Below are 22,790 nucleotides of genomic sequence, written 5' to 3'. Positions count from 1 at the left end.
GATAAAAATTTCCTCTAGAATATATAACAACGGCTGGTTGGTGGCCGGGAGCACTTCGCCTGATGGCGGGGTGCTTTTTTGGTGCAAAAAAAAGCACAGTCCCGATATCCCGGACTGTGCTCTTACTTATACTCCTACTGCTTCGGCGGATAAGCTTTCCATCTGCTAAAGTCAGCATCCGGCTTCTTCACCATCTCCGCAGGGAAAATAAATGTCCACGGCTTACTTGTATTCGCTGATACAGAAAGCGGTCCAAGCTTGAATCCACCCTTTGCTACTACATCACCCTGTGCATCTTCAATCACAAGTGGCAGCTGCTCAAGCTGAATATTCTTCTGACTGCCGTTACGGATCAGCAGTGTAACATGAAGACTGCCATCTTCCTTACGCGACTGCTGCAGGCCAAGGAAGTTCACTTCGCCAGGCTTCGGCGGCTCTGTCTGCTTCACAAATGATGCAAGCTTTTCCTGTTCCTCAACTGCCAGTGACTGTTCCCACTTTTCATCAAGCTCGAGTCTGTGCGGCACTTCTTTTGGCTTCAGTTCAAAAGCAAGCTGCCAGTCCTCTGAAGGCATGTCTTTCTTCTCAACAGTTCCAGCTTCAAACATAAACTGCCACGGACGGCTGCTCTCTGCCGGAAGCTCGCCAAGCGCTGCAAGGTCAAATTCTTTACGTGCAAGTCGCTCACCTTCAGGACTTAACAGCAGTAAAAATGTTTTACCGAGCGTCACAGGCTTCTTTAGGCTTGATCTGACAAATGCCGTTACCGCAACCGCACCGCTTTTTTCGTCCTGTTCAAGGTTAATCCCTGCCAGTGACAGCTGGTTCCGCTTAAGCGGGGATAATTCTTTATTCAGAAACTGATAATAATATTTTTCTTCATCATTAACTCTTGAACCAGGGTGCAGGGAGAGGGCGGTTGTGACTTCCTCTTCACCCGCAGCTTCTGTATTTTCTACGAGTTCATCAGAAGAAACAGCGTGATCTTTGCCGTCTCTTTTTTTGTTACGTGTAAATTTTTTCAGCCAGCTCATTTAACTTTCACTCCGTTCTTCTTCGTTGTCTCGATCTTATGAATCAGCTGTGCAGTCTGTCTGCTCACGTCCTGCTCGAGCTGATAGTACATCATGGAGAACAGCTCAAGTCCTTCGCGCTGATACTGTCTCATTGGATCTTCCTGAGAGTAGCTTCTGAGTCCAACGCCTTCTTTCAGGCGGTCCATTGCATCAATATGGCGCAGCCAGTAATGATCCGTACGGCCGAGCAGGAACTTTCTCAGCTGCTCAGAGAATGACTCCTCCTGCAGGTGTTCATCTACAAGGTTTACATAAACGTCAGTCTGCTCTTTCACTGACTGCTGGATTTTCTTCAGTGGTGTGTCTTCGTTAATAAACGAAAAGTCACCTGTTGGCACAATCAGTTTCAGGTTGTCTTTCATCTGTTTGCGATCCCACGTTTCATCCGGCTCATCCTCAGGGCAGCGCAGGCGTACTTCCTCCATTGCATGAGAGGAAATAATATTCTTCAGAATCGGATGAACAGCGTCACGTTCAAGCAGCTTATCGCGCAGATCATAAATCGTCGCACGCTGAACACCAAGTACATCATCAAGCTTCAGGTTATATTCACGGATCGAGAAGTTGGAGCCTTCACAGATCCGCTGCACGCGGTCAACGAATTCTTTGGCTTTTTTACTTTTTACTTCACCGTTTTTATCAGAAGAAATATTTTTCTTCAGTTTTTCAAGCTCTTCCGGTGCAAAGCGGCGGTACATTTCATCATCAAGTGAGATAAAGAATTCAGATGTACCCGGGTCTCCCTGACGACCTGAGCGCCCCTTTAACTGATTATCAATCCGGCGTGCTTCATGACGCTCTGTTCCAATTACGTACAGTCCACCAAGCTCACGGACACCTTCACCAAGGACGATATCTGTTCCACGTCCCGCCATATTCGTCGCAACCGTAATGGAACCTTTCTGACCTGCAAGTGAGATCAGTCGGACTTCCTGCTCAAGACTCTTAGCGTTCAAGAGTTCATGAGGAAGACCACGCTTCTTCAACTCTTTAGAGACAAGCTCTGACTGAATAATAGACGTCGTTCCAATCAGAATGGGACGTCCGGCAGCATGGAGCTCTTCCGCACGGTCTGCAGCCGCCTGATACTTCTGCTCACCAGTTTCATAAATGCGATCTTTCATATCTTCACGTGCGATCGGCTTATTTGTCGGCACCTGTACTACACCAAGGTTGTAAATGTCACGAAGTTCTTTCTGCTCTGTCTTCGCTGTACCTGTCATACCTGACAGCTTCGCGTAGCGGCGGAAGTAGTTCTGGATCGTAATAGAAGCCTGCGTTTTGTTTTCTTCCGTGACTTCCAGACCTTCTTTTGCTTCAATCGCCTGGTGGAGCCCATTACTTAATGAACGTCCTTCCATCGGTCGCCCTGTGAACATATCAATCAGAAGAATCTTGCCTTCCTTCACGATATAATCCACGTCACGCTGGAACATTACGCGAGCACGCAAAGCCTGAATCACATAATGATAGAGCGTCTGGTGCTTAAGCTCATACAGGTTATCAATATCAAATCCGCGTTCAATACTTGAAATCCCGTCTTCTGTTAAGTTCGTCGTTTTTGTCTCAAGGTCATAATGGAACTCACGGCCTTCTTCAAAATTCTTGACGATCCTGGCACATAGATAACTGAGGTCAGTACTGATTCCGTCTTTACCGGCAATAATCAGCGGCGTCTTTGCTTCATCAATTAACACACTGTCTGCTTCATCAATGATGGCGTAGTGAAGGGGACGCTGAACGCGCTGCCCGGTCTCATAGACCATATTGTCACGCAGATAATCAAATCCAAACTCGCTTCCGATTCCATATGTAATATCAGCAGCATAAGCCATTCTCTTGCGGTCAGGCTCTAGCCCGGGGATATTCAGGCTGACATCCAGTCCAAGGAATTCATGTACCTGTCCAATCAGGTCACGGTCACGGCGTGCAAGGTACTCATTCACGGTAATCACGTGAACACCTTTGCCTTCAAGCGCGTGCAGATAACTTGGCAGGGAGGCAACAAGCGTTTTCCCTTCACCGGTTGGCATTTCTGCAATGTTATTATCTGAAAGTGCAATACCGCCAATCATCTGAACGTCAAAATGGCGCATGCCAAGCACACGCTTAGACGCTTCACGGACAACTGCAAATGCTTCATTACGAAGGGAAGATAAAGCCTCACCCTGTTCGACTCTTTCCTTAAAGATCGCGGTCTGCTCTCTTAGTTGCTGGTCACTGTACTCTTCATACTGGCTTTCAAGCGCATTGATCTGCTCTGCCAGTTTTCTATATTTTTTAAGCTGCCGGTCATCACCGGAGCTTTTAAGTTTTTGTATGAAAGAAATCATGTTGTTCTCTCCTTAATCTTGTAAACTGCATCAGCTATCAGTATAGCATGTACTGTATTCAGTTACATTAATTTCTCAGCATTTAAACTGGATATAGATGGTAAGTATGTTAAGGTTAATAGTGTAGGACGATGATAGAGTCTGTAGAAGTGAGCTGTTGATTTCCGCTTCAGGGGGACCGCTTTCCGCGCGGTCGGTCACCCTTACGCTCCTATCACACAGCTCGGCAGACACGATTAAGAAGACATACGAAAATATTTAATAGGGGGATCATGATGAAAATGAAATGGACTGGCATGACTGCAGCTGCGCTTGCGCTTTCACTAGTGGGCGCAAACGTCGCTTCTGCAGAAGAGAATGACACGCAGGCATTTAAGAAAATGCTGACTGAAACAGGCATTGAAAAAGGAATACCGCCAGAAGTGTTAAAAGCAATCGCTTATAAAGAAAATGGCGGATTCAACCATTTTAATGAAGAAGGACAGCCGGTTATCTCTGATGACGGCGGAATCGGGCTGATGCAGCTGACGTTCACAGCGGATGAAATTGAACGCTATGACATTGATATGGATCGTATAGCGAACGATGTGGATTATCATATCGAACAGGCAGCAGATCATCTGCTTCGTAAAAAAGCGCTGAACCTTCCGATTGTGAATGATGGAGAGCCGAGAGATCTTGAATCATGGTACTTTGCTGTAATGGCTTATAACGGCCTGAGTCAAATTAATGATCCGAATACAAATGATGATGCTTATCAGGAGGATGTATACGACTATATCCGTAATAACAGCGTCATTCCGGTCGGTGAAACACCTGAACTGGAGATCAATTATGGTGACACTGAAGAAGACCGCCTAATTATGTCCTTCCCGGACCGCGATTACACATGGCCGACTGAAACGCCGTCTATGCAGCTTGCAACGAACGGCAGCAGTGTCTACACTTTTCATGAACATGAAGGTTTCGATACTTCAAACGTGAGAAGTGAAGTCGGGGGAGAGGTTATTGCATCTCTTAACCATTACACACCACTTGAAATCACAGCAGGACCGTTTGAAGCAGCAGGAGAAGCCAACCACTATGTCTTCTATAAAGTAAAAGGAAACTTTGGTGAAGGATACATTGCCAGTTCCAACCTGCAGTATGGTAATGACCTGACGATCTTCAGTGACTTATCACCGGGAGAATTTGAAACAGCTGTGGCTTATCTACAGCAAAGAGATGTCATTAACGGCTATGAGGACGGCACATACAAACCGTTCAACGTTCTTCAGAGAAGACACGCGGCGGCATTGATCGTCAGAGCGCTTGGCCTTGAAATGCCAGAAGACTATGAAGTTACTTCACCTGACCTGACACCTGAGACGCCAGGGTACAAAGATCTTGCGATTATGGAGTATCACGGCATCATGGGCAGAGGCGGTCAGATGAATGCTCAGGCACCATTGAATCGTTCACAGATGGCAAGTATGCTGAACCGTTCATTTGAAGCAGTATATGAAATGCCGGAAGAAGATTTGAAGATTAAGGATATCGCTACTGATGATCTGATCTATGATGATATTGCAGTGATCGTTCATAACGGGATTACAAATGCTGATGAAAATACAGCATTCAATCCGTGGAATTCGGTTACCCGCGGACAGTATGCGCTGTTTTTTGAGCGGTCCATTAGACTCATGGAAGAAAATGTTGAGTAATGTAAGCGATTAATGACAAAAGAGACTGACGTTCACATAGGACGTCAGTCTCTTTTTCTTTTGTTATGAGAATATAACGAATATTATATTCAAAAGGATAAAAGTATAGGTAACGACCCATAAAAAGGGTGTAAAGATAGTTTTTTTCTTTTTGCGCTAAAGTTTTACGAAAAGATGACGAAATAAGAAATGAACACTAGAAAAGCTCAATGAAATAGTCTAGAAACTTATTCTAATAAGTTTTTTCTTTTATTTTTCAGAAAATGATTGAAATATTTCTGTCATCTTGTAGAATAAAAGATGGTTATTGAAATGGGTAAACCTATTCTTAATGGAAATATATGATTTTAATTTCCAAATTGTAAAAGGTTTGACATTCTCGTAACCTATGACTATACTGATGGGTGTAGGTTCACAAGTTGGTAAATGGGTCTTTTTTCATAATTACATATTCCCTTTAAGCAACTTGATTATAATATGCAATCACAAGGAGGAAATTTTTACATGGCTTACCAACCAAAGTCTTACCGCAAGTTCCTTGCGGGTACAGTTACAACTGCACTAGTAGCTTCAGCAGTCGCTCCAGTCGCAGGTGCAGAAACACCTCAAGCTCAGGACGCACCATCATTCACAGACGTTAACCCGTCTGATGTACATGCTCCAAATATCCAAAAGGCAGTAGAACTAGGTCTTGTCAATGGATATGGTGACGAGTTCCGTCCATACAATAACGTAACACGTGGACAGGTAGCACTTATCCTTTCACGTTGGATCGCTGCTGAAGGAACTACAGTAGATACTTCAGAAACAGAAGAGTTTGCTGATGTACCTTCTTCATACTATGATGAAGAACTTTACGAAGCATCACTAGTACTTCGTGAGCTTGGTATCTTCACAGGTACTCAAGAAAATAATTTTAACCCAAATGCACCGATTTCTCGTCAGGCGATGGCAAAAGTTCTTGTAGAAGCTTTCGGTCTTGAAGATCTTGAAGATGTGGATGCTACTGTATCTGACATCGAAGACGCTCAAGAGTGGGCTCAGGAATACATCAACATTCTTGTGGAAAACGGAGTAACTGTAGTAGATGAGTATAAGCCTCTTGAGTTTGTAACGCGTGCTCAATTCTCTACATTTGCAATTCGTTCACTTACAGTTTATGAAGAATCACTACTTCCAGCTGTAACTTCTGTTGACTTCAACGAAGAAGGTAACATGTTCACAGTTGAATTCGATGAAGAGATTCCGGAAGATGTAACAGTTCAGTGGGTTCTTGATAACTATGATGTTGAAATCAATGGAATGCCTGTATCTGAAATCCCTGCAGAAGTTCTTGAAGCTCTAGCTCTTGAAGTTTCTGAAGTGGACGGAATGATGGTTACATTCAGCCATACAGATCTTGATGATCTAGCAGCTGAGCTTGAGGGCGATGAAGTGACACTTTCTGTTGATGGTGTTGAAGGCGTTTATGTATTTGATGTAGAAACTTCTGTAACAGAAGTAAGAGCTATCAACCCAACAACACTTCTTCTAACTGGTACTTCATTAGGAGAGCTTGATGCAGCTGATATTTCTATTGATGGATTTACAGTTGAATCATTCACTGCTACTGAAGATGGAAATGGAGCTACAGTTAGATTAGGCGGTCCATTAACAAGCGGAGAAACTTATACTGTTTCTGTTGCAGTTGGAGAAGAAACACTTGATTTTGATGTAGATTTTGTTTATGAAATTTCATCAATTGCATTGAATGAAAAAACATATGACGATGATACTTCAAATCAATTATTAACTTTCAATATAAATGGTCAAAATGTTGTAACTGACTACAATGATCTATTACAACAAGGTTACGATGTTGAGTTTGCTGCTGTAGATGAAGATGGTAATGCTGCAAGTATTTTTGCAACAAATACTAATAATTCAACTACAGGACTTCTTGCTCCACAAGTTGCTGTAGGTGATTACGAAGTTGAAGTTATCGTTACACTTGATAATGAGTTTGTAGTATCTGACAGTGGTAGCATTGAAGTAAGAGATCTTGAAGGACTAGCTACTTCAGTAGAATCAGCGACATTTACAAACTTCGGAGCTGATGATACTTTAGGAACTGCTGATGACTTCACTCATAGAAGTACAACATTAATTGAAGGTGAAAGTGCTTCAGTATCTAGAGTTGTTGGAGATTTTTCTGGAAAAGATAGCGTTTCTATTCCTTTAGATGAAGTTACTGTAAGCTCATCTAATCCTGCTGTAGTTTCAGTTTCAGGAACAACTTTAACTGCAAATGCACCGGGAACAGCGACTATCACTATCCAATCAGGAACAGTATCTAGAGAATTTACATTTACTGTACAGGATGATACTCCAGGAAACCTTCGAGTTCTAGATAGTGTATCTTTACAATCAAATTCTGTTAAATTACTTAATGGATCAGATCGTGATTATGCACTTTCTGGAGTAGATCAGTATGGTGACTCAATTGAAATCACTGATACAACTCCAGGTGCTTCAGAGCTTACGTATGATATTCCAGTTAATGCAGCAGGAAATGACTTAGTGACTATCACTGAGGACTCTGATGCAGGAACAGGAGAAGTTACTGAAATTAACGTTCAAGCTGATAATGTAGGTAAAGGTACTGTAATTGTTAGAAATAGTAACGGGACTGAAGTAGGTCGCTTTGCGATTGATGTTACAGGCACTGAAAGCACACCTTATCAGTATGATCTATGGTTTACTGCAGATTCAGAGTCAAAAGACTATAACTTAGCGAATGACCTTTCTTTTGACAACGAGTTTACACTGAATCTAGTTCAACTTACATCGACTGGATACTACGTTGGAAACGAAGATCTAGTAAATACTGATAATGATGCTAACTACTATATTACAATCGCTGATACTTCAGTTGTAACATCAGATGCTCCTGCAGCAGCGGGTACTACAGATGTAACTTTTACATCTCAAGGTGAAGGTTCAACAGAAGTTATTATTAGAAATGCTGCTGACCAAGTTGTCAAGCGTTTTAATGTAACAGTAACTGATTCTGCTGTGTTTGCAACAGAAGTAGATTGGGAAGCTCCATCTACAGTAACTGCAGCTGGCGAAAATATTGATATTTCAGATGTGCTAGATGTTAGAGCACAATCTACTGGAGATTCAATTGTTTATGGAATCGAACATAATGCTGCAACTGGAGCGAAAGTTAGAGTTAACGATGTAGCAGGTACTGATACAGTTGCGCCAGATGCTGATGCGCCGGTACTATATATTGACTTAGATGATAATGGTCAGCTTGATGCTACTGATGAAACTCTTGGTACTTTAACTGCTACACCTTTAAGTGGATTTACTGGTACTAACTTTACTGCTGGTTTACCATTTGATGTTTTAGGTGGAACTTCAACGAGCAATGGTGATGAAGGTACAATTCTATTTAAGATTGAAGACGGTACAACAACAGTATCATCTACTACAATCACTGTAGACGTTGAATAATTATTATTAGATAATCTTTAAAAAGCTCCCATTTTTAAACTCAAGGTAAACAACCCGAGTCAATTAAATAAGGAGAGACAAAACGAGTGATGCCATGTGCTATCACTCGTTTTCTTTTAATTTATGAATTTAGTTTTAAATTCAAAAATTTTTATCAGAAAGTTCAGAAGAAATGAGCTCCCTGTGCTGAAAAACAATTAAAACTATTTAACTACAAATGAATAAATAGTAACAAAAAGCGAGTAATAGCGATATTGAATTGCACCCCAATTGTTAGACACATCTAACAATTGGAGGTGCAGTTTTTCTATGACCAAATTTACAAATGACCAAAAGTTTGAAGCGATTACGAGATATAAAAGTAGTTTAGAAGGTATGGAAGAAATCGCAAAATCTTTAAGAACCTTTACTTCGGTAGTAGCGAATTGGATTCAACAATTCGACTACCACGGATTAGCTGTTTTCGAAAAATCCTATGCATCTTATAAAGTACAGTTTAAAATGGACGTACTTAACTATAAGCAGGAAAATAATGTGTCCTCTTATGAAGCTGCGGTCTTCTTTGGGATTTCTTCCCCTGGAATGATCCGAAATTGGCGAACTCGCTTAGAAAAAGGAGGATTGGATGCACTTTTTTCCAAGAAAAAGGGGCGTCCATCCATGAAAAAAACGAACAAACAACCAAAACAAGCACCAGTAGAAGGCTCACCGGAAGCACTACAGGCAGAAATCAACCGTCTGCGTATGGAAAATGAGTATTTAAAAAAGTTGAATGCCTTAGTTCAAGCCAAGGGAACATCACCAAAGAAGACAAAGTAAAGGTCATCTATGAATTAAGGCATAAATACTCGGTGAAGGCGCTTGTGACATTCGGAGACATTAAGCGAAGCACGTATTACTTTTTAGTAAAGAAGATCAATCGACCAGATCCAGATGCCGAGCTAAAAGCTGAAATTCAAGCGATTTACAACGAACATGAAGACCGTTATGGGGTATTGTCGTATTCGTGATGAACTGGCGAATCGTGGCCAAAAAGTGAATCATAAGAAGGTTCAACGCATTATGAAGGCGCTTGGTTTAAAGTGCTTAGTAAGAATGAAAAAATATAAATCCTATAAAGGGACGATTGGCAAAATTGCGCCAAATATTTTAGACCGTCATTTTACAGCGGAAGCACCAAACGAAAAGTGGGTAACGGATATGACAGAGTTTAAATTGTTTGGCGAAAAGCTGTATTTATCACCTGTTTTAGATTTATTCAATGGCGAAATTATTACCTATACGATTGGCTCTAGACCGACGTATTCATTGGTTTCAGAGATGTTGGATAATGCTTTAAAGCATTTGCCAGAGGAACACCAGCTACTCATGCATTCCGATCAAGGCTGGCATTATCAGATGAAACAACATCGCCACGTTCTTGAATCGAGAGGGATTATACAAAGTATGTCGCGCAAAGGAAACTGTTATGACAACTCCATCAAGGAGAATTTTTTCGTCATCATGAAATCTGAATTCCTCTACTTAAAGGAATTTGAAAGTGTCGAACATTTTAAAAAAGAACTAAAAAACTATATGAACTATTACAACACGAAACGCATAAAGGCAAAATTAAAAATGAGTTCGGTGCATTACCGAAATCATTTTACTCAAGCTGCCTAAACGAAATAACCGTGTCTAACTTTTAGGGGTCACTTCAGTTGAGAAATCACTCGCTTTTGGGTTATCTATGAATAGAAATAAATAGTCATAAATGTTTAGAGGACAGGGGGTTTTAAGAACTTAAAGCTCTCCCATTACACATTTATATCTCCGGTACCCAGTCATCGGGCATATGCTGACCTTCCTCAGCCACCGCCCGGTATTCCAGTATTTGTTTTCGCTAAAACATCAGGCAGCGCTCTTTTAATAAGAACGGGTCAAGGTAAGGTGGGGCAGGGTGGGTAAGAGCTGTAGGGGTAGTAGTCAACGATCGGAATCGTTGTTCCGATCGGATTGCGGTGGATATAACTGCTCACCATTAATAGGCCAAGCGGTCCATCAACTTCTTTGGCGTAATACCGTTTTTGATAAATCCGCCCGATGTGTCCGGAGCGTTTTGAATAGGAGTCTCTATAACGGTGGTTTACAACGACCATGATTTAACCAAGTGGAACTTTTTTGGCGCGGATCAGCAGATGATATTGATTCGTCATAAAACAATAGGACGGTACTATGAAAGGATATTTCAGGTGAGCGTGCCGCAGCGCACGCTTAAATTCTTTCATGTCTTCTTTCCTTTCAAAAATAAAGATACGGTTATTGCCGAGCATAATTATATGATAATAAGTGTTTTCTCTGAAATTCCTTTTCTCTGTCATACAGAATTACCTCATTAATGACTGATGAACCTGAGAAGCTTTATTTTTTTACTGAAGCGCTTCTTCAACGGACTGCTCATTCATTTCAGATTCACCATTTATATCTGCAATCGTCTGAGCGAGTCTTAGAATTTCATGATAGCCCGGCTGGTCAATTTCTCTGCAAAACTAACCTTCTGAACTCTGCTCCGCTACTGTCTTGTAAATGAAATGTTTTCTTCAAAAAGTTTAACCGGAACAATGGCATTTGTGAAATTACGGTTTTAGAATGATTCAGCAGTACCGTTGCTATATATCTTCGAAAATGAATGTCAGCTATTTTGGATAATATGAAGATGAATAAGTAGACTTAATCACGTTCAGGTCATAGGAACTAAAAAATACATTTTATTTACTGCTATATATATATTTATTACCAAATATTATAGTAAATGGTCCTTTTTTATGGTATAAAAGAAATGGTTATATTTTATCATATTAGGAGGAGTTTATTTGAAGAAAAACAAAAAAAGCAGAATTAACAAAATTGCTGCAATGTCTATTTCAGCAACAATGATGACAGGTGCTGTGGTGGCTGCAACACCAACCAATGTGTTAGCTGAATCATCATTCCTAGATGTAAAAGAATCAGATTATTTTTATGATGCAGTGAATCAAATGACTGAGCGTGAAGTTATTAAAGGGTATGAAAATAAAGAATTTCGTCCATACCAGTCAGTTACACGGGCACAGGCAGCGAAAATGCTGACACTAACGCTTGATTTAGACATACATAATGTTCCTGACCCGGGATTCAACGATATTTCTAAAGATGATTGGTATTATCCATACATATCTGCTCTTGTTGATGCTGGAATTATCAGTGGTTATGAAGAGGATCAGACTTATAGACCATATGAAACATTGACTAGAGCGCAAATGACGAAAATATTGTCGATTGGATTCGGATTTAAGGAAACGTCTTTACTTGATAATCCTTTTAAAGACGTAAATGCAGATTCCTGGTACTCACCTTACCTGACAGAGTTAATCAAACATAAAATTACGACAGGTAAAACTTCCGAACTATTCGCTCCTTTATCTGCAGTGACACGTGGGCAAATGGCTGCATTTATTCACCGAAGTGAACAGGTAAATAAGTTGGATGAAGCAACTGGAGCATTACTGAGTATTGACGATGAAAATGTAGTTCTTACAACTGGTACATACAGAGTTTCAGAAGACCTGAAAGAAATCTTCAACATACGTAATTCGGCTGTTCTGAAGGATGCAGAGGTAACTTATTCATTTAAAGATGGTGAGCTTCAATTAAAGAAGCTGACACTAAAAGCTAGTGGAAAAAGTGAGACACAACCTGTTATTTTAGACGGTAATCTAACAAGCTTAAATGCTGATCTTATTATTAAAGGAACACATGTGAAGGTTCAGAATCTGAAAGGTATTAATAACCTAACAGTCTATGGAACGGATCAAGGGTCTTTTGATGGTACTGATATTTCAGTCTTAGGAAGAACATCTATCACGCCTTCTGAAGAACTGTCAGCAGCTTCCGAAAAATTATTTAACGTACAGTTTTTGAATGCTTCATTAAACACTGTTGCTCAATCATTTGAAGGAACAAGTGTAATGATAAAAGGAACGTCATCTTTATTAAGTTTTGCTATTTTCGCTGATGGCAGCCTACAGTCAGCCATAAGAATTCCTGTCATGCAATTATTAAAGAATGTTTCCAATTTCGATATGATTGGTGAAGCAGGCACAGTGTATATATCGACGTCTGGACTGTTAACACTATCCGGATCTATGAATATTAATCTGCTGAATACTGACAATGCCGAATTAAACCTTACAGGGAAAGGTAATGTTAATAAATTTGATATTCAATCTTCAACTGCAGCAATAAATTTAAGTGAACAACTAACGTTTTCAAATATAATCGTTCCTGAAAACAAGAGTGCTAAGGAACTGATCAGGAATTATGATCAGGTAAAGAATAATATTGGGATGATTGATAACATTAAAAACCCTGATATTGATCCACCACCAGTTGTTGTTCCTTCAAATCCTGGCAAGCCAGTTACAAAGCCAAAACCAGTTGAGCCAGTGGAAAAAGAAATTGTATCTGTGGAAACGCTTGAATCAACAGTAGCACGTGGAGAAGAAGTAAAGCTTCCGGAAACTGTTACTGTTACGATGAATGATACTTCTACAGAACAAAGAACTGTTTCCTGGGAAGGCACTGTGGTAACGGATGAAGTAGGTGAATTTTACTTTAAAGGCAAAATTGAAGGGTATGACGAGCCGATTCTTTATAAGTTAACAGTTCAATTCCAAGGTCTCTCTGTAAAAGATGGAATCGCAACTGTTACGTCTGGAGAAGCACTCAAATATGCTGAAGAAAGTATAGATGTAGAAGAAATTCATTTAACTAAAGAAATTAATCTCACAGAAGAATTAGCTACCATTTCTAAAAAAGTAGTCATCCCAGATGGTGTAGCTGAACAGACATTTGATTTTAATGGTACAGAGTTAAATGAACTTCATGTCATTGGAGATAAAAACACAGTTAAAAATTGCGTAATTGTAAATCTCACAATTGATCAAGAAGTAGATGATCTAGAGCTGGAAAACGTAACTGATACAGCTCATTCTTCACATTCATTTGAAGGTGGGGGCGGTGAATCAATCGTATTCACAGGCAACACGACGTTTAAAGGAAATATTACTGTAACTGCCGGCGATACTATCCAGATTCGGAATGAGGGGCAAGGAAAAGTAGAAGGAACACTATGGGTGGAAGAAGGACATGATGTCATTATTAATGCACCCGTAGATAATGTAGTGGTCAATTCTACATCGATAGTAGATATTCAGCAACCGGTAGCAAATCTGATGATTAGAAGTGCTGCAACCTTGAAAATCAAGGATGGTACTGAAATCACCCAAAAAACTAAACGTCCAGGTGTAGAGATTAAGTTTGTCGATGCTGATGGTAAGGAACTTGAGGGAGAACTGCCCGAGTTTGAAGTTGTACTGGACAAGAGCGAACTTGAAAGATTGATCGCCGAGGCAGAAGGACGTCTGCTGAACGCAGAGTATGAAGGTCGTCATGATGATTATCCGAGTTCTTCTAAAGAAACACTTGAAACTACATTAGAAACTGTAAAAACAGTACTTGATTTAGAGGGTGCAACTGTAGATAATCAAAATAAAATTGATGAGAATTCAACAGAATTAAGAGACGCGATCGCCACTTTTAAACAGTCCAAAATTTATGTAGACCGTACTCCGTTAAGAGAAATGATCTCTGAGGCTAAACGTACAGTAGGTCGTGCAGATTCTGCAGAGCATTCATCAAGTATTTCAGTACTTGAACAAGCAATCACTGTTGCTGATGAAGTTTACTGGACCTATAAAGTAACTGTAGCAGAAATCACTAGTGCAGTTGATACATTAAAAGAGGCTAATGAGAATTTTAAAGCTGAAACTGAAACAATTGGGGATAAGGTTGTTACTTTAACTTTTGATTTAGAATTAGAAGGCTTTGAATCTGAAAATATTCGCGTTCGTGTATTCAGAAACTTTGAGAATCGCTCTTATGAAGAACATGAAGCCAAAATTCTCAATCTGAAAGAAGAAGCTTCGAGGTACAGTGCAGAAGTTTCCGGATTTGGTATAGGGGATGCTAAAGGGCTAACTTTTGTATTCCACACAGGTGACCGGGTTTTCTATAAATCGATTACTAAAGAAGAATTTAGAAATCAAAATCAATTTGCGGTAGATGTGTATCCAGACTCCACTTTAGACATTACTCTACCTGAAGGTCTTACTGAAGAAAAAGGGTATAAGAGTTTTGGAGCAGCTATCTTAGACGACACAGGTGTAGTAATGGGCCAATTTACGGTGCATCATGAAACTCAAATTCCGAGCGGACGCTACAACCTAGATATTTTTGGTGTAGCCGGACAGTCATCGTATTCATTTATTGAAGAAGACCTCGTATTAAATGCAGGTGAAAACACACTTAATTATTTGGAGAATTATCAGTCAGTTGATTTAGTTACTAAAACTACAACTGAAGCAGCAATGAGGGTAGATCATGTGTTTGTATCTTTCGAAAATGAATCTGGAGATTTTGTATTCAGATCTACCAGTTCGAATAGAGAAGAAGGATTAAACAAATTTTATACAAATAGGGATGATATTAAAGGGATTAGTGCAGATGTAATCTTTGTTAAAGATGATCAGTTTTGGTCATCTTCAATAAGTCAGACTTTTACTGAAGGGTTAAAAGAAAATAGTATTATGTTTGAAAATAGTTTTGAGTTTGAGATTCGTGGAGCTCCTCCAGAGTACACTTACAATTCGAACGATTATTTTGATTTTCAAATAGTTGGTTTTTCTAATCGTACAAGAGCATTTAATTTAGCTACTGGAAGAAGTTCAGATATGCATTACAAGGGTGATGATGTACTTATTCAAATTACAGTTACAGATGCTCAGGGTAATTCAGTAGAAAAAGAAGTTGAATCAACCAATACAGATATTTCAATAGAAAACCTGTTAGAAGGTTTACCAACTAAATCCGGAGAATTCAATATTAAGATGAATATCGAATCGGGAACACCATTTGTTGTAGCACCTTTTGAGCAAACGATTACGATTAGTGGGGAGTAGTTCGATAAAGATGGGGAAAAATGATTAATCATAAATGAATAAGAGAGTTGTGAAAAGCAAGCGATGGCAAAGTGCTGTCGCTTGCTTGAAATATATGAAGGACGTGTATTTGATTGATATGCCCAAGTATTAAGAATATGTCGTCTTTGATCACTAATGTGCAAACAATAATTGGGATTCATGGAGACGTAAAACATGATCCATTGTTATTCAATTGCTTAAACAACTTAATTAAATCTATCTGATTGCTATATGAACTAGAATAATTTGGTTTAATACTGACATTCCGCGCTATATAATTAATTTAAATAATTCAAGATTTGAAATTATTCGGAAGTATTGAGATAGCAATTTTATAAGGAGGTTTATAGTATGTCGAGTTTAATACCTAAAAGTATAGGTGAAATAATGGAGAGTAATACAGAATTTTGGATCCCATCTTATCAGCGTGGTTACAGGTGGACATCTCTTCAAGTTACAGAGTTGTTAGATGATATCTGGGAGTTTCATAAAATGGATCCAAAAAAAGATGATTACTATTGGCTTCAGCCGATTATTGTTAAGGAACATGAAGATAAAATTGAAGTGATTGATGGGCAACAGCGCTTAACAACAGTATTACTTATAACAAAATATATCCAGTCCATTATTCCGTTTTATGAAGGGACAGGATACACAATAACATACGAAACTCGTATTGGAAGCAATTCATTTATTGCGAATATTTTACATGGAGAAAGCCAGCGTAACGACAACATTGATTACTACCATATGTATAATGCACTTGAAACTATTAGAGAATGGTTCGGAAAACATCCTGAAAAAACCTCTCCCGTCCATATATGGCAGCGTTTAACAGAACAAGTTAAAGTATTATGGTATGAACTTGACCCTCATTATGATTCAATCGATTTATTCACAAGAATTAACATTGGAAAAATTCCTCTAACAAATGCTGAGTTAATAAAAGCATTATTTTTAAGCAAGACAAACTTAGGAAATAATGTATCACAACATGAGTACATAAAATTAAAACAGATAGAATTAGCAACACAATGGGATCAAATTGAAAAACATTTACAAAATCCTGATTTTTGGTTCTTCTTGCAGCCTACCAGTATAAAATATGACAACCATATTGAGTGGTTATTTGAACTCGTAATAGAAAAATTCCCAAACTTTACAAATATAAAAACATCTTATAGAACATTTCATGATTTCCATGATGAAATAGAACGTCGTGTGGATGAAGGTGAACATAGGTATGAGATCGTTGAATCCCTTTGGAAAGAGGTGCGATCTCTCTATTACCAATTTAATGAGTGGTACGTAAAACGTGAATTATATCACTTAATTGGACACTTGCTAGAAATTGGCCAACCTATTAGGAGCATTTTATCAAATGCACAGACAATGAGAAAAGATGCGTTTGTAAAATCACTTTACGATATGATTAAGCATCGCATAAAGGATTGGAATATATCAGAACTAGACTATGAGAATGAAAAATCAAAGGTTAAAGATACACTATTACTTTTTAATATTTTGACCCTACAACAAGATGAGAACTCAAAGCAAAGATTTGATTTTGATCGTTATAAAAATGAAAGGTGGGATATTGAACATATACATGCATTACAAAGTATAGTACCTGGAAAACAAGAGGAACAATTAGAATATATTAAAGATGCCTTGTCATTTGTTGAAGATTCAGATTTTAGTGAAGAGCTAAAACGAAATTTACACATTATTAAAGAAGAGGCAATGGAAGTTGAAGAGTTTGAGAAAATTCAACAAGAAATTGTCAAACATTTTGGAGATGAATATTCAAATCATATCTCAAATTGTACTTTACTAGATGCTAAGACTAACCGTTCTTATAAGAATAGTATTTTTCCTATAAAGCGAGAAGAAATCATTAAACGCGATCAAAATGGTGTATATATACCACTTTGCACTAAAAATGTATTTCTAAAATATTACAGTAAGAAAACTACTCAGATTCATCACTGGAACCAAGAAGACCGTGAAGCATATATGCAAAACATAAATGATGTATTAGCCCCTGTTATTACAAAACATTTAAAGAACGAGGTGATATCAAATGCATGATTCAAAGGTCTATAGTTTTTGGGAATTAATAAATCAATATAAAATTTCGATTCCTATTATTCAGAGGGACTATGTTCAAGGACGAAAAAATAAAGAAGTGGAAATTATGCGTCATAATTTTTTAAGAGTGCTATTTCATTCTCTCAAAACAGGGGATTCAGTCGAATTAGATTTTATTTATGGTACTGTTGATCAAGCCAAACATTTTGCTCCACTTGATGGACAACAACGATTAACAACTTTATTTTTACTGCATTGGTATATTGCCTTAAAAGAAAATAAACTTGATAACAATAAGGAAATATTTAAAAAGTTTACTTATGAGACCCGAATGAGTAGTAAACTTTTTTGCCAGATGATTATTTCATTAACAGATTTAGATTTAACAAAAGCTTGTTTATCAACTCAAATTCAAAATGAGTCAAGCTTCTATTATGAATGGATAAATGATCCAACCATATTGTCGATGCTTGAAATGATTGATGATATTCATGTTTTTGCAAGCAATTATGAATTACCAAATGATTTATTTGAAATGTTGCAATCAAACGCACCGATTACATTCCAGTTTATTGATTTAGATACATTCCAATTAGAAGACACTTTGTATATTAAAATGAATGCTCGTGGTAAACCCTTAACATCATTTGAAAATTTCAAAGCGCGTTTTCAACAATATCAAGAATCAGTTGGATATGAAAATAGCGTACAACTAATGCATAAAATGGATACTATTTGGTCGGATTATTTCTGGAAACATAAGCAACATAAGTATGATGATTCATTTTTGCAATTTTTTTACGCATTAATGTACAATCAATTAACTCGCTATCCAAGCAATAGCGATCGACTATTTTCAGCAATAAATCAGAGGAATGATATACGCTTTGAAGAATTACTAAATTTAAAATTTGACTATGTGTCTTGGTTAAATGATATTGATATTACTTTGGATTCTATATGCACTAAAACGCTTACGACTCAAGCATCTATTATCAATATTGAAAGGCTAGTATTTGAAGCGATGACTTCAGATATTAATTATACAGATCGATTACAGTTATATGCCGTAGTTTCATATCTTCGTTCCTACGGTAATAGTTTCTATTCATTTGAACGTTGGATGCGTTTTATTCGTAATGTAACAATCAATACGATATATAATAGAATTGAAGATTTCATGAATTCTATTCAAGCTATTGATGTTTTAGTTCAGCATGTAGAACAATTGGATAAATATTTAGCAGGCCCAAATTCTAAATTAACTGGTTTCTCAAGATATCAATTAAATCAAGAGCGAAAAAAAGCAAAATTAATGCTGAAGGATAATAAATGGAGAGAAGCATTAGAAAGAGCAGAAGATTATCCTTATTTTGAAGGAGATATCGGATTCTTATTACTCCAGATTGAAACTAATGAGATCGATCAACTGTCTCTAGAAGAACACAATAAAATGCAGTTGAATTTTAAAATTAACTATGAAAAGGCAGTCGCAATTTTTGGTGCAGAAAAGCTTAAAGTCCCCAATAATTTACTAAGTAGAGCGCTGTTAACTTTCGGTGATTATTTACTTGAATCTGGTCACAATCATAGCTTCCTAATTGAAGGGTTTGATCGTGATATTAGTTGGAAACGTTTCTTACGTGACAAAAATGTATCTTATTTATTATTACTATTACAACAAATTTCACCTGAAACAGTTAATGAGGACTTAGAAAAAATTATTGCACATCATACCGTAACTGATTGGAGACAATACTTTATCCAATACCCTCAAATTTTACAAGAGTGTTGTGGCAAAAAACGCTTCATTAGATACAACAGTGAAAAAGATATTCTCCTTTTGGAAACAACGATGACCAGTGGCTACTGTCAAGAGTATTATAGTTATGCTATTTATGCTGAATTAAAAGAAAGAGGCATAGAATGTACTTACTACCATTCAATTGGAGCATCCAATGAAAAATGGGTTGAACTCAATGAGAGTGGATATACCTTAACGTTTGTAGATGAGTATTTTCATATTTACAATAAGGATGAAGAACTTTTTGCTTCTACAAAAGACTTTGATGAGGCGGTTCAGAAAATGATTGATTGTGCAAGTGTGGTTAGCTAAAATCCCATATTTCTTTTGAAGATTAAATATGAGATGGGATTATTCAAAACTGGAGAGATTGCATTATTTAAATTGAGGTGGAATTTTAAGCACTGATTATAGAGTCTTATTAAATGTATCCGGTTCCTTTGTAAAAAACGCTATCTTATAGTAATTAAACTGCACATTAATAGATAGCTACAATGGGAAAAAACATAACAAGTTTGGGAATTTATTTAAGACTTTTTTCACGTGGTTATAGTTATATATCTGTAAAAATACCTTCACTGTCCTAAAAACTATTAAAGCTATGAACTTCAAATGAATGAGGATTAAATAAAAATGAGTGATGGCGTTGAGTCGTCACTCATTTTTTAGTTATGATTAAATGAAAGTACATAGTCATAGGTATGCGAAGAAAATCTAAACACGATGAAGAAAGATCAAATCAAATTTTATTGACACAAAGTTAAACCAGTCTTGCCAAAGCCAGGACTGATTTTACAATGATACTGAATCACATAATGTTATTCCTGACAAACAAAACCTACCGGATCAAATAATTATTAATCGAAAGCACCTTCGAACTCTGAGCTCTCGTAGCAGTTGCCCAAGGCTTGAATAATTCATCATATCCCATGACAATGACATAATCAGAAGCCCACTGAACAGCAGAACGTGTTTCTTCATCAAGGTTACCTAAGTCAGTAAACATGTCATTGTCTTAAACTACGAATTGTTTACCAGTTTCAAGCTCAAATGCACGCTTCAGCATTGTGACCATCTGTCCGCGTGCAATCGCCTGGTTTGGCTTAAATGTAGTAGCAGACGTACCCTTGATTAAACCGTTCTAATAAGCTGCAGTAATTTCATTCTGTGTTTGAGCTGCCAGACGTGTTGTATCTGTAAATGGTGATGTACCCTTCTGCCTCTAATTCAAGAGAGCGTACAAGCATCGATGCAAATTGCGCGCGTGTTAGAGAATTACCTGGTGAAAATGTGGTTGACGTTGTTCCTTTTACAATGTCGCTTGCAAATAAGTCAGCTACATAAGGGTTAGCCCAGTGGCTTGTAGGAACATCATTAAAATAGAGCGTACTTCCTGGTACCTGCCTTCTGCATAGTCTTCAACCGGACCGTCGAAATCTATCAAAAAACAGCAGACTGGATTTTTCCAGCCTGCTGTTTTTTATAATGCTAAATAAACGACTGCCTCATAAGGTCTCAACACAACCTCATCAGTCTCCAATGACGCTGTATTTTCATTACTAATCAGCACCCGATCCGCCTCAAACTGAAGGTCACCAGGTTTCTTGAACACCTGCTCCTGATCACTAAAATTCGTCAGCACCAGCAGTTTCTTACCCTCATAACATCTTGTATATGCATAAATTTCAGTGTGATCAGGCAGCAACAGCTCGTAATCGCCATATTGGATAATCTCATATTGCTTCCGCAGAGAAATCAGCTTCTTATAATAATGGAAAATAGAATCCGGATCATGCACTGCATTTGAAGCATTAATCTCTTTATAGTTTTCATTCACCGCAAGCCATGGCGTGCCTGAGGTGAACCCGGCATTTTCTTCACCGTTCCACTGCATAGGCGTTCTTGCATTGTCACGGCCTTTTGTATAGATCGACTGCATAATCTCCTGTTTACTTTTCCCTTCATTCAGTGCATCACGGTAATAGTTCAGCGTTTCGATATCTTTGTAGTCTTTGATGGAATCGAACTGAATATTTGTCATACCGATTTCTTCACCTTGATAAATGTAAGGAGTGCCCTGCAGCATATGAAGGAATGTGCCGAGCATTTTTGCTGAAGTGACGCGGTATTCTTTATCATTTCCAAAGCGTGATACCATTCTTGGCTGATCGTGATTGTTCATATAGAGACTATTCCATCCAGTGCCGTGCAGACCTGTTTGCCAGCGTGAGATGCTTTCTTTCAGATCACGAAGGTCGAACGGCTTCAGATCCCATTTGCCTTCAGGTCCTGAATCAAGATCCATATGCTCGAACTGGAATACCATCTGCAGCTCTTCGCGTGAAGCGTCTGTATATTCAATCGCCTGTTCAACATTCACACCAGGCATTTCTCCTACTGTCATGACGTCATATTGTGAGATGACTTCTTTGTTCATTTCCTGTAAAAATTCATGGATACGCGGGCCGTTCATAAAGTACTGACTGCCGTCTCCATATTTTTTATTGTGCGGATTTGGTCCGTCAGGCAACCCGTCCGCTTTTGAAATGAAGTTAATGACATCCATTCTGAAGCCGTCAATGCCTTTATCGAGCCACCATTTCATCATATCGTAGACTTCATTTCGCAGCTTTGGATTTTCCCAGTTCAGGTCAGGCTGTTTTTTGCTGAATAAGTGCAGGTAATATTCTCCTGAGGCTTCATCATAATCCCACGCTGACCCGCCAAATGTGGCTGCCCAGTTATTTGGTGCTTCCCCGTCCTGTCCCGGGCGCCAGATATAATAGTCACGGTAAGGGTTATCTTTTGATTTGCGTGATTCAGCGAACCAGGCATGTTCATCAGAGGAGTGATTTACCACAAGATCCATGATGAGCTTCATTTCTCTCTGATGAATTTCATCCAGTAAGTTTTCCCAGTCGCTCATTGTACCGAAGTCATCCATGATCGCCTGATAATCAGAGATATCATACCCGTTATCATCATTCGGTGACTGATAGACAGGGGAGAGCCAGATCACATCAATGCCTAATTCTTTTAGATAGTCCAATTTTTCAATAATCCCCGGGATATCTCCAATTCCGTCACCATTTGAATCGTTAAAGCTTCTTGGATAAATTTGATAGACAACACTTTCTTTCCACCAGGTTTTTTTCATCAGATGTATTCCTCCATTTAGAAAAGATTATGTAAGAGGGGGAACGATCAAAATTCGTTCCCCGGCT

General features: G+C 38.4%; 14 protein-coding genes and 1 pseudogene. 7 read left to right on the top strand and 8 right to left on the bottom strand.

Annotation, left to right across the window (positions count from 1 at the left end):
* Positions 1-134 precede the first annotated feature (134 nt).
* Positions 135-1,034, bottom strand: a complete 900-nt coding sequence (locus JOD21_RS02675; protein ID WP_204728117.1) for an accessory Sec system S-layer assembly protein — start codon at positions 1,032-1,034, stop codon at positions 135-137.
* Positions 1,031-3,409 (bottom strand): accessory Sec system translocase SecA2, encoded by a 2,379-nt coding sequence (secA2, locus tag JOD21_RS02670; protein WP_204728116.1) that lies wholly within the window; start codon positions 3,407-3,409, stop codon positions 1,031-1,033. The genes JOD21_RS02675 and secA2 overlap by 4 nt, the downstream gene beginning before the upstream one ends.
* A gap of 275 nt (positions 3,410-3,684) precedes the next feature.
* On the opposite strand from secA2, the gene JOD21_RS02665 reads away from it, so the two are divergent.
* From JOD21_RS02665 to JOD21_RS19415, 4 genes are all read left to right on the top strand, one after another.
* On the top strand, positions 3,685-5,112 hold the full coding sequence (locus JOD21_RS02665) for an S-layer homology domain-containing protein (RefSeq protein ID WP_204728115.1): 1,428 nt from the start codon (positions 3,685-3,687) through the stop codon (positions 5,110-5,112).
* Between the two features lie 504 nt (positions 5,113-5,616).
* A complete protein-coding gene (locus JOD21_RS02660; protein ID WP_204728114.1) occupies positions 5,617-8,613 on the top strand; it encodes an S-layer homology domain-containing protein in 2,997 nt (998 codons plus the stop codon).
* 309 nt (positions 8,614-8,922) lie between these two features.
* On the top strand, positions 8,923-9,432 hold the full coding sequence (locus JOD21_RS19420) for a helix-turn-helix domain-containing protein (protein ID WP_275579560.1): 510 nt from the start codon (positions 8,923-8,925) through the stop codon (positions 9,430-9,432).
* Positions 9,433-9,588: 156 nt separating this feature from the next.
* Positions 9,589-10,275 carry an IS3 family transposase gene (locus tag JOD21_RS19415; RefSeq protein WP_275579559.1) on the top strand — a complete coding sequence of 229 codons (687 nt, stop codon included), beginning with the start codon at positions 9,589-9,591 and terminating at the stop codon, positions 10,273-10,275.
* Positions 10,276-10,754: 479 nt separating this feature from the next.
* On the opposite strand, the gene JOD21_RS02650 is transcribed toward JOD21_RS19415, so the two are convergent.
* Positions 10,755-10,973 (bottom strand): transposase, encoded by a 219-nt coding sequence (locus JOD21_RS02650; protein ID WP_204728113.1) that lies wholly within the window; start codon positions 10,971-10,973, stop codon positions 10,755-10,757.
* Between the two features lie 48 nt (positions 10,974-11,021).
* A complete protein-coding gene (locus JOD21_RS19605; protein WP_420844232.1) occupies positions 11,022-11,105 on the bottom strand; it encodes a magnesium chelatase subunit ChlI family protein in 84 nt (27 codons plus the stop codon).
* Between the two features lie 360 nt (positions 11,106-11,465).
* Between JOD21_RS19605 and JOD21_RS02640 the strand changes: the two genes are divergently transcribed.
* From JOD21_RS02640 to JOD21_RS02630, 3 genes are all read left to right on the top strand, one after another.
* Positions 11,466-15,650 (top strand): S-layer homology domain-containing protein, encoded by a 4,185-nt coding sequence (locus JOD21_RS02640; protein WP_204728112.1) that lies wholly within the window; start codon positions 11,466-11,468, stop codon positions 15,648-15,650.
* Between the two features lie 372 nt (positions 15,651-16,022).
* Positions 16,023-17,762: a DUF262 domain-containing protein gene (locus tag JOD21_RS02635; protein WP_204728111.1), complete on the top strand. Its 1,740-nt coding sequence runs from the start codon at positions 16,023-16,025 to the stop codon at positions 17,760-17,762.
* Positions 17,755-19,878 carry a DUF262 domain-containing protein gene (locus JOD21_RS02630; RefSeq protein WP_204728110.1) on the top strand — a complete coding sequence of 708 codons (2,124 nt, stop codon included), beginning with the start codon at positions 17,755-17,757 and terminating at the stop codon, positions 19,876-19,878. The genes JOD21_RS02635 and JOD21_RS02630 overlap by 8 nt, the downstream gene beginning before the upstream one ends.
* A gap of 526 nt (positions 19,879-20,404) precedes the next feature.
* Here the strand turns inward: JOD21_RS02630 and JOD21_RS02625 are convergent.
* The 4 genes and pseudogenes from JOD21_RS02625 to JOD21_RS02610 all read right to left on the bottom strand — a co-directional run bounded on the left by JOD21_RS02625 (position 20,405) and on the right by JOD21_RS02610 (position 22,723).
* Complete coding sequence (locus JOD21_RS02625; protein WP_204728109.1) at positions 20,405-20,572, bottom strand: S-layer homology domain-containing protein; 168 nt, start codon at positions 20,570-20,572, stop codon at positions 20,405-20,407.
* A 9-nt stretch (positions 20,573-20,581) separates the two neighbouring features.
* Positions 20,582-20,698: an S-layer homology domain-containing protein gene (locus JOD21_RS19600; RefSeq protein ID WP_204728197.1), complete on the bottom strand. Its 117-nt coding sequence runs from the start codon at positions 20,696-20,698 to the stop codon at positions 20,582-20,584.
* A gap of 28 nt (positions 20,699-20,726) precedes the next feature.
* Positions 20,727-20,933, bottom strand: a pseudogene (locus JOD21_RS19595) (S-layer homology domain-containing protein); the annotation flags it as partial.
* 113 nt (positions 20,934-21,046) lie between these two features.
* Positions 21,047-22,723: a glycoside hydrolase family 13 protein gene (locus JOD21_RS02610; RefSeq protein WP_204728108.1), complete on the bottom strand. Its 1,677-nt coding sequence runs from the start codon at positions 22,721-22,723 to the stop codon at positions 21,047-21,049.
* Between the last annotated feature and the right edge of the window lie 67 nt (positions 22,724-22,790).

Source organism: Jeotgalibacillus terrae (assembly GCF_016908195.1).
Classification (GTDB): Bacteria; Bacillota; Bacilli; order Bacillales; family Jeotgalibacillaceae; genus Jeotgalibacillus; species Jeotgalibacillus terrae.
This window is presented reverse-complemented; position numbering and strand designations above follow the sequence as displayed.

Coding starts and splice junctions, on each gene's coding strand:
- JOD21_RS02675 (WP_204728117.1), bottom strand. CDS start 1,034: ATGAGCTGGCTGAAAAAATTTACACGTAACAAAAAAAGAGACGGCAAA.
- secA2 (WP_204728116.1), bottom strand. CDS start 3,409: ATGATTTCTTTCATACAAAAACTTAAAAGCTCCGGTGATGACCGGCAG.
- JOD21_RS02665 (WP_204728115.1), top strand. CDS start 3,685: ATGAAAATGAAATGGACTGGCATGACTGCAGCTGCGCTTGCGCTTTCA.
- JOD21_RS02660 (WP_204728114.1), top strand. CDS start 5,617: ATGGCTTACCAACCAAAGTCTTACCGCAAGTTCCTTGCGGGTACAGTT.
- JOD21_RS19420 (WP_275579560.1), top strand. CDS start 8,923: ATGACCAAATTTACAAATGACCAAAAGTTTGAAGCGATTACGAGATAT.
- JOD21_RS19415 (WP_275579559.1), top strand. CDS start 9,589: ATGAAGACCGTTATGGGGTATTGTCGTATTCGTGATGAACTGGCGAAT.
- JOD21_RS02650 (WP_204728113.1), bottom strand. CDS start 10,973: ATGACAGAGAAAAGGAATTTCAGAGAAAACACTTATTATCATATAATT.
- JOD21_RS02635 (WP_204728111.1), top strand. CDS start 16,023: ATGTCGAGTTTAATACCTAAAAGTATAGGTGAAATAATGGAGAGTAAT.
- JOD21_RS02630 (WP_204728110.1), top strand. CDS start 17,755: ATGCATGATTCAAAGGTCTATAGTTTTTGGGAATTAATAAATCAATAT.
- JOD21_RS02625 (WP_204728109.1), bottom strand. CDS start 20,572: ATGTTTACTGACTTAGGTAACCTTGATGAAGAAACACGTTCTGCTGTT.
- JOD21_RS02610 (WP_204728108.1), bottom strand. CDS start 22,723: ATGAAAAAAACCTGGTGGAAAGAAAGTGTTGTCTATCAAATTTATCCA.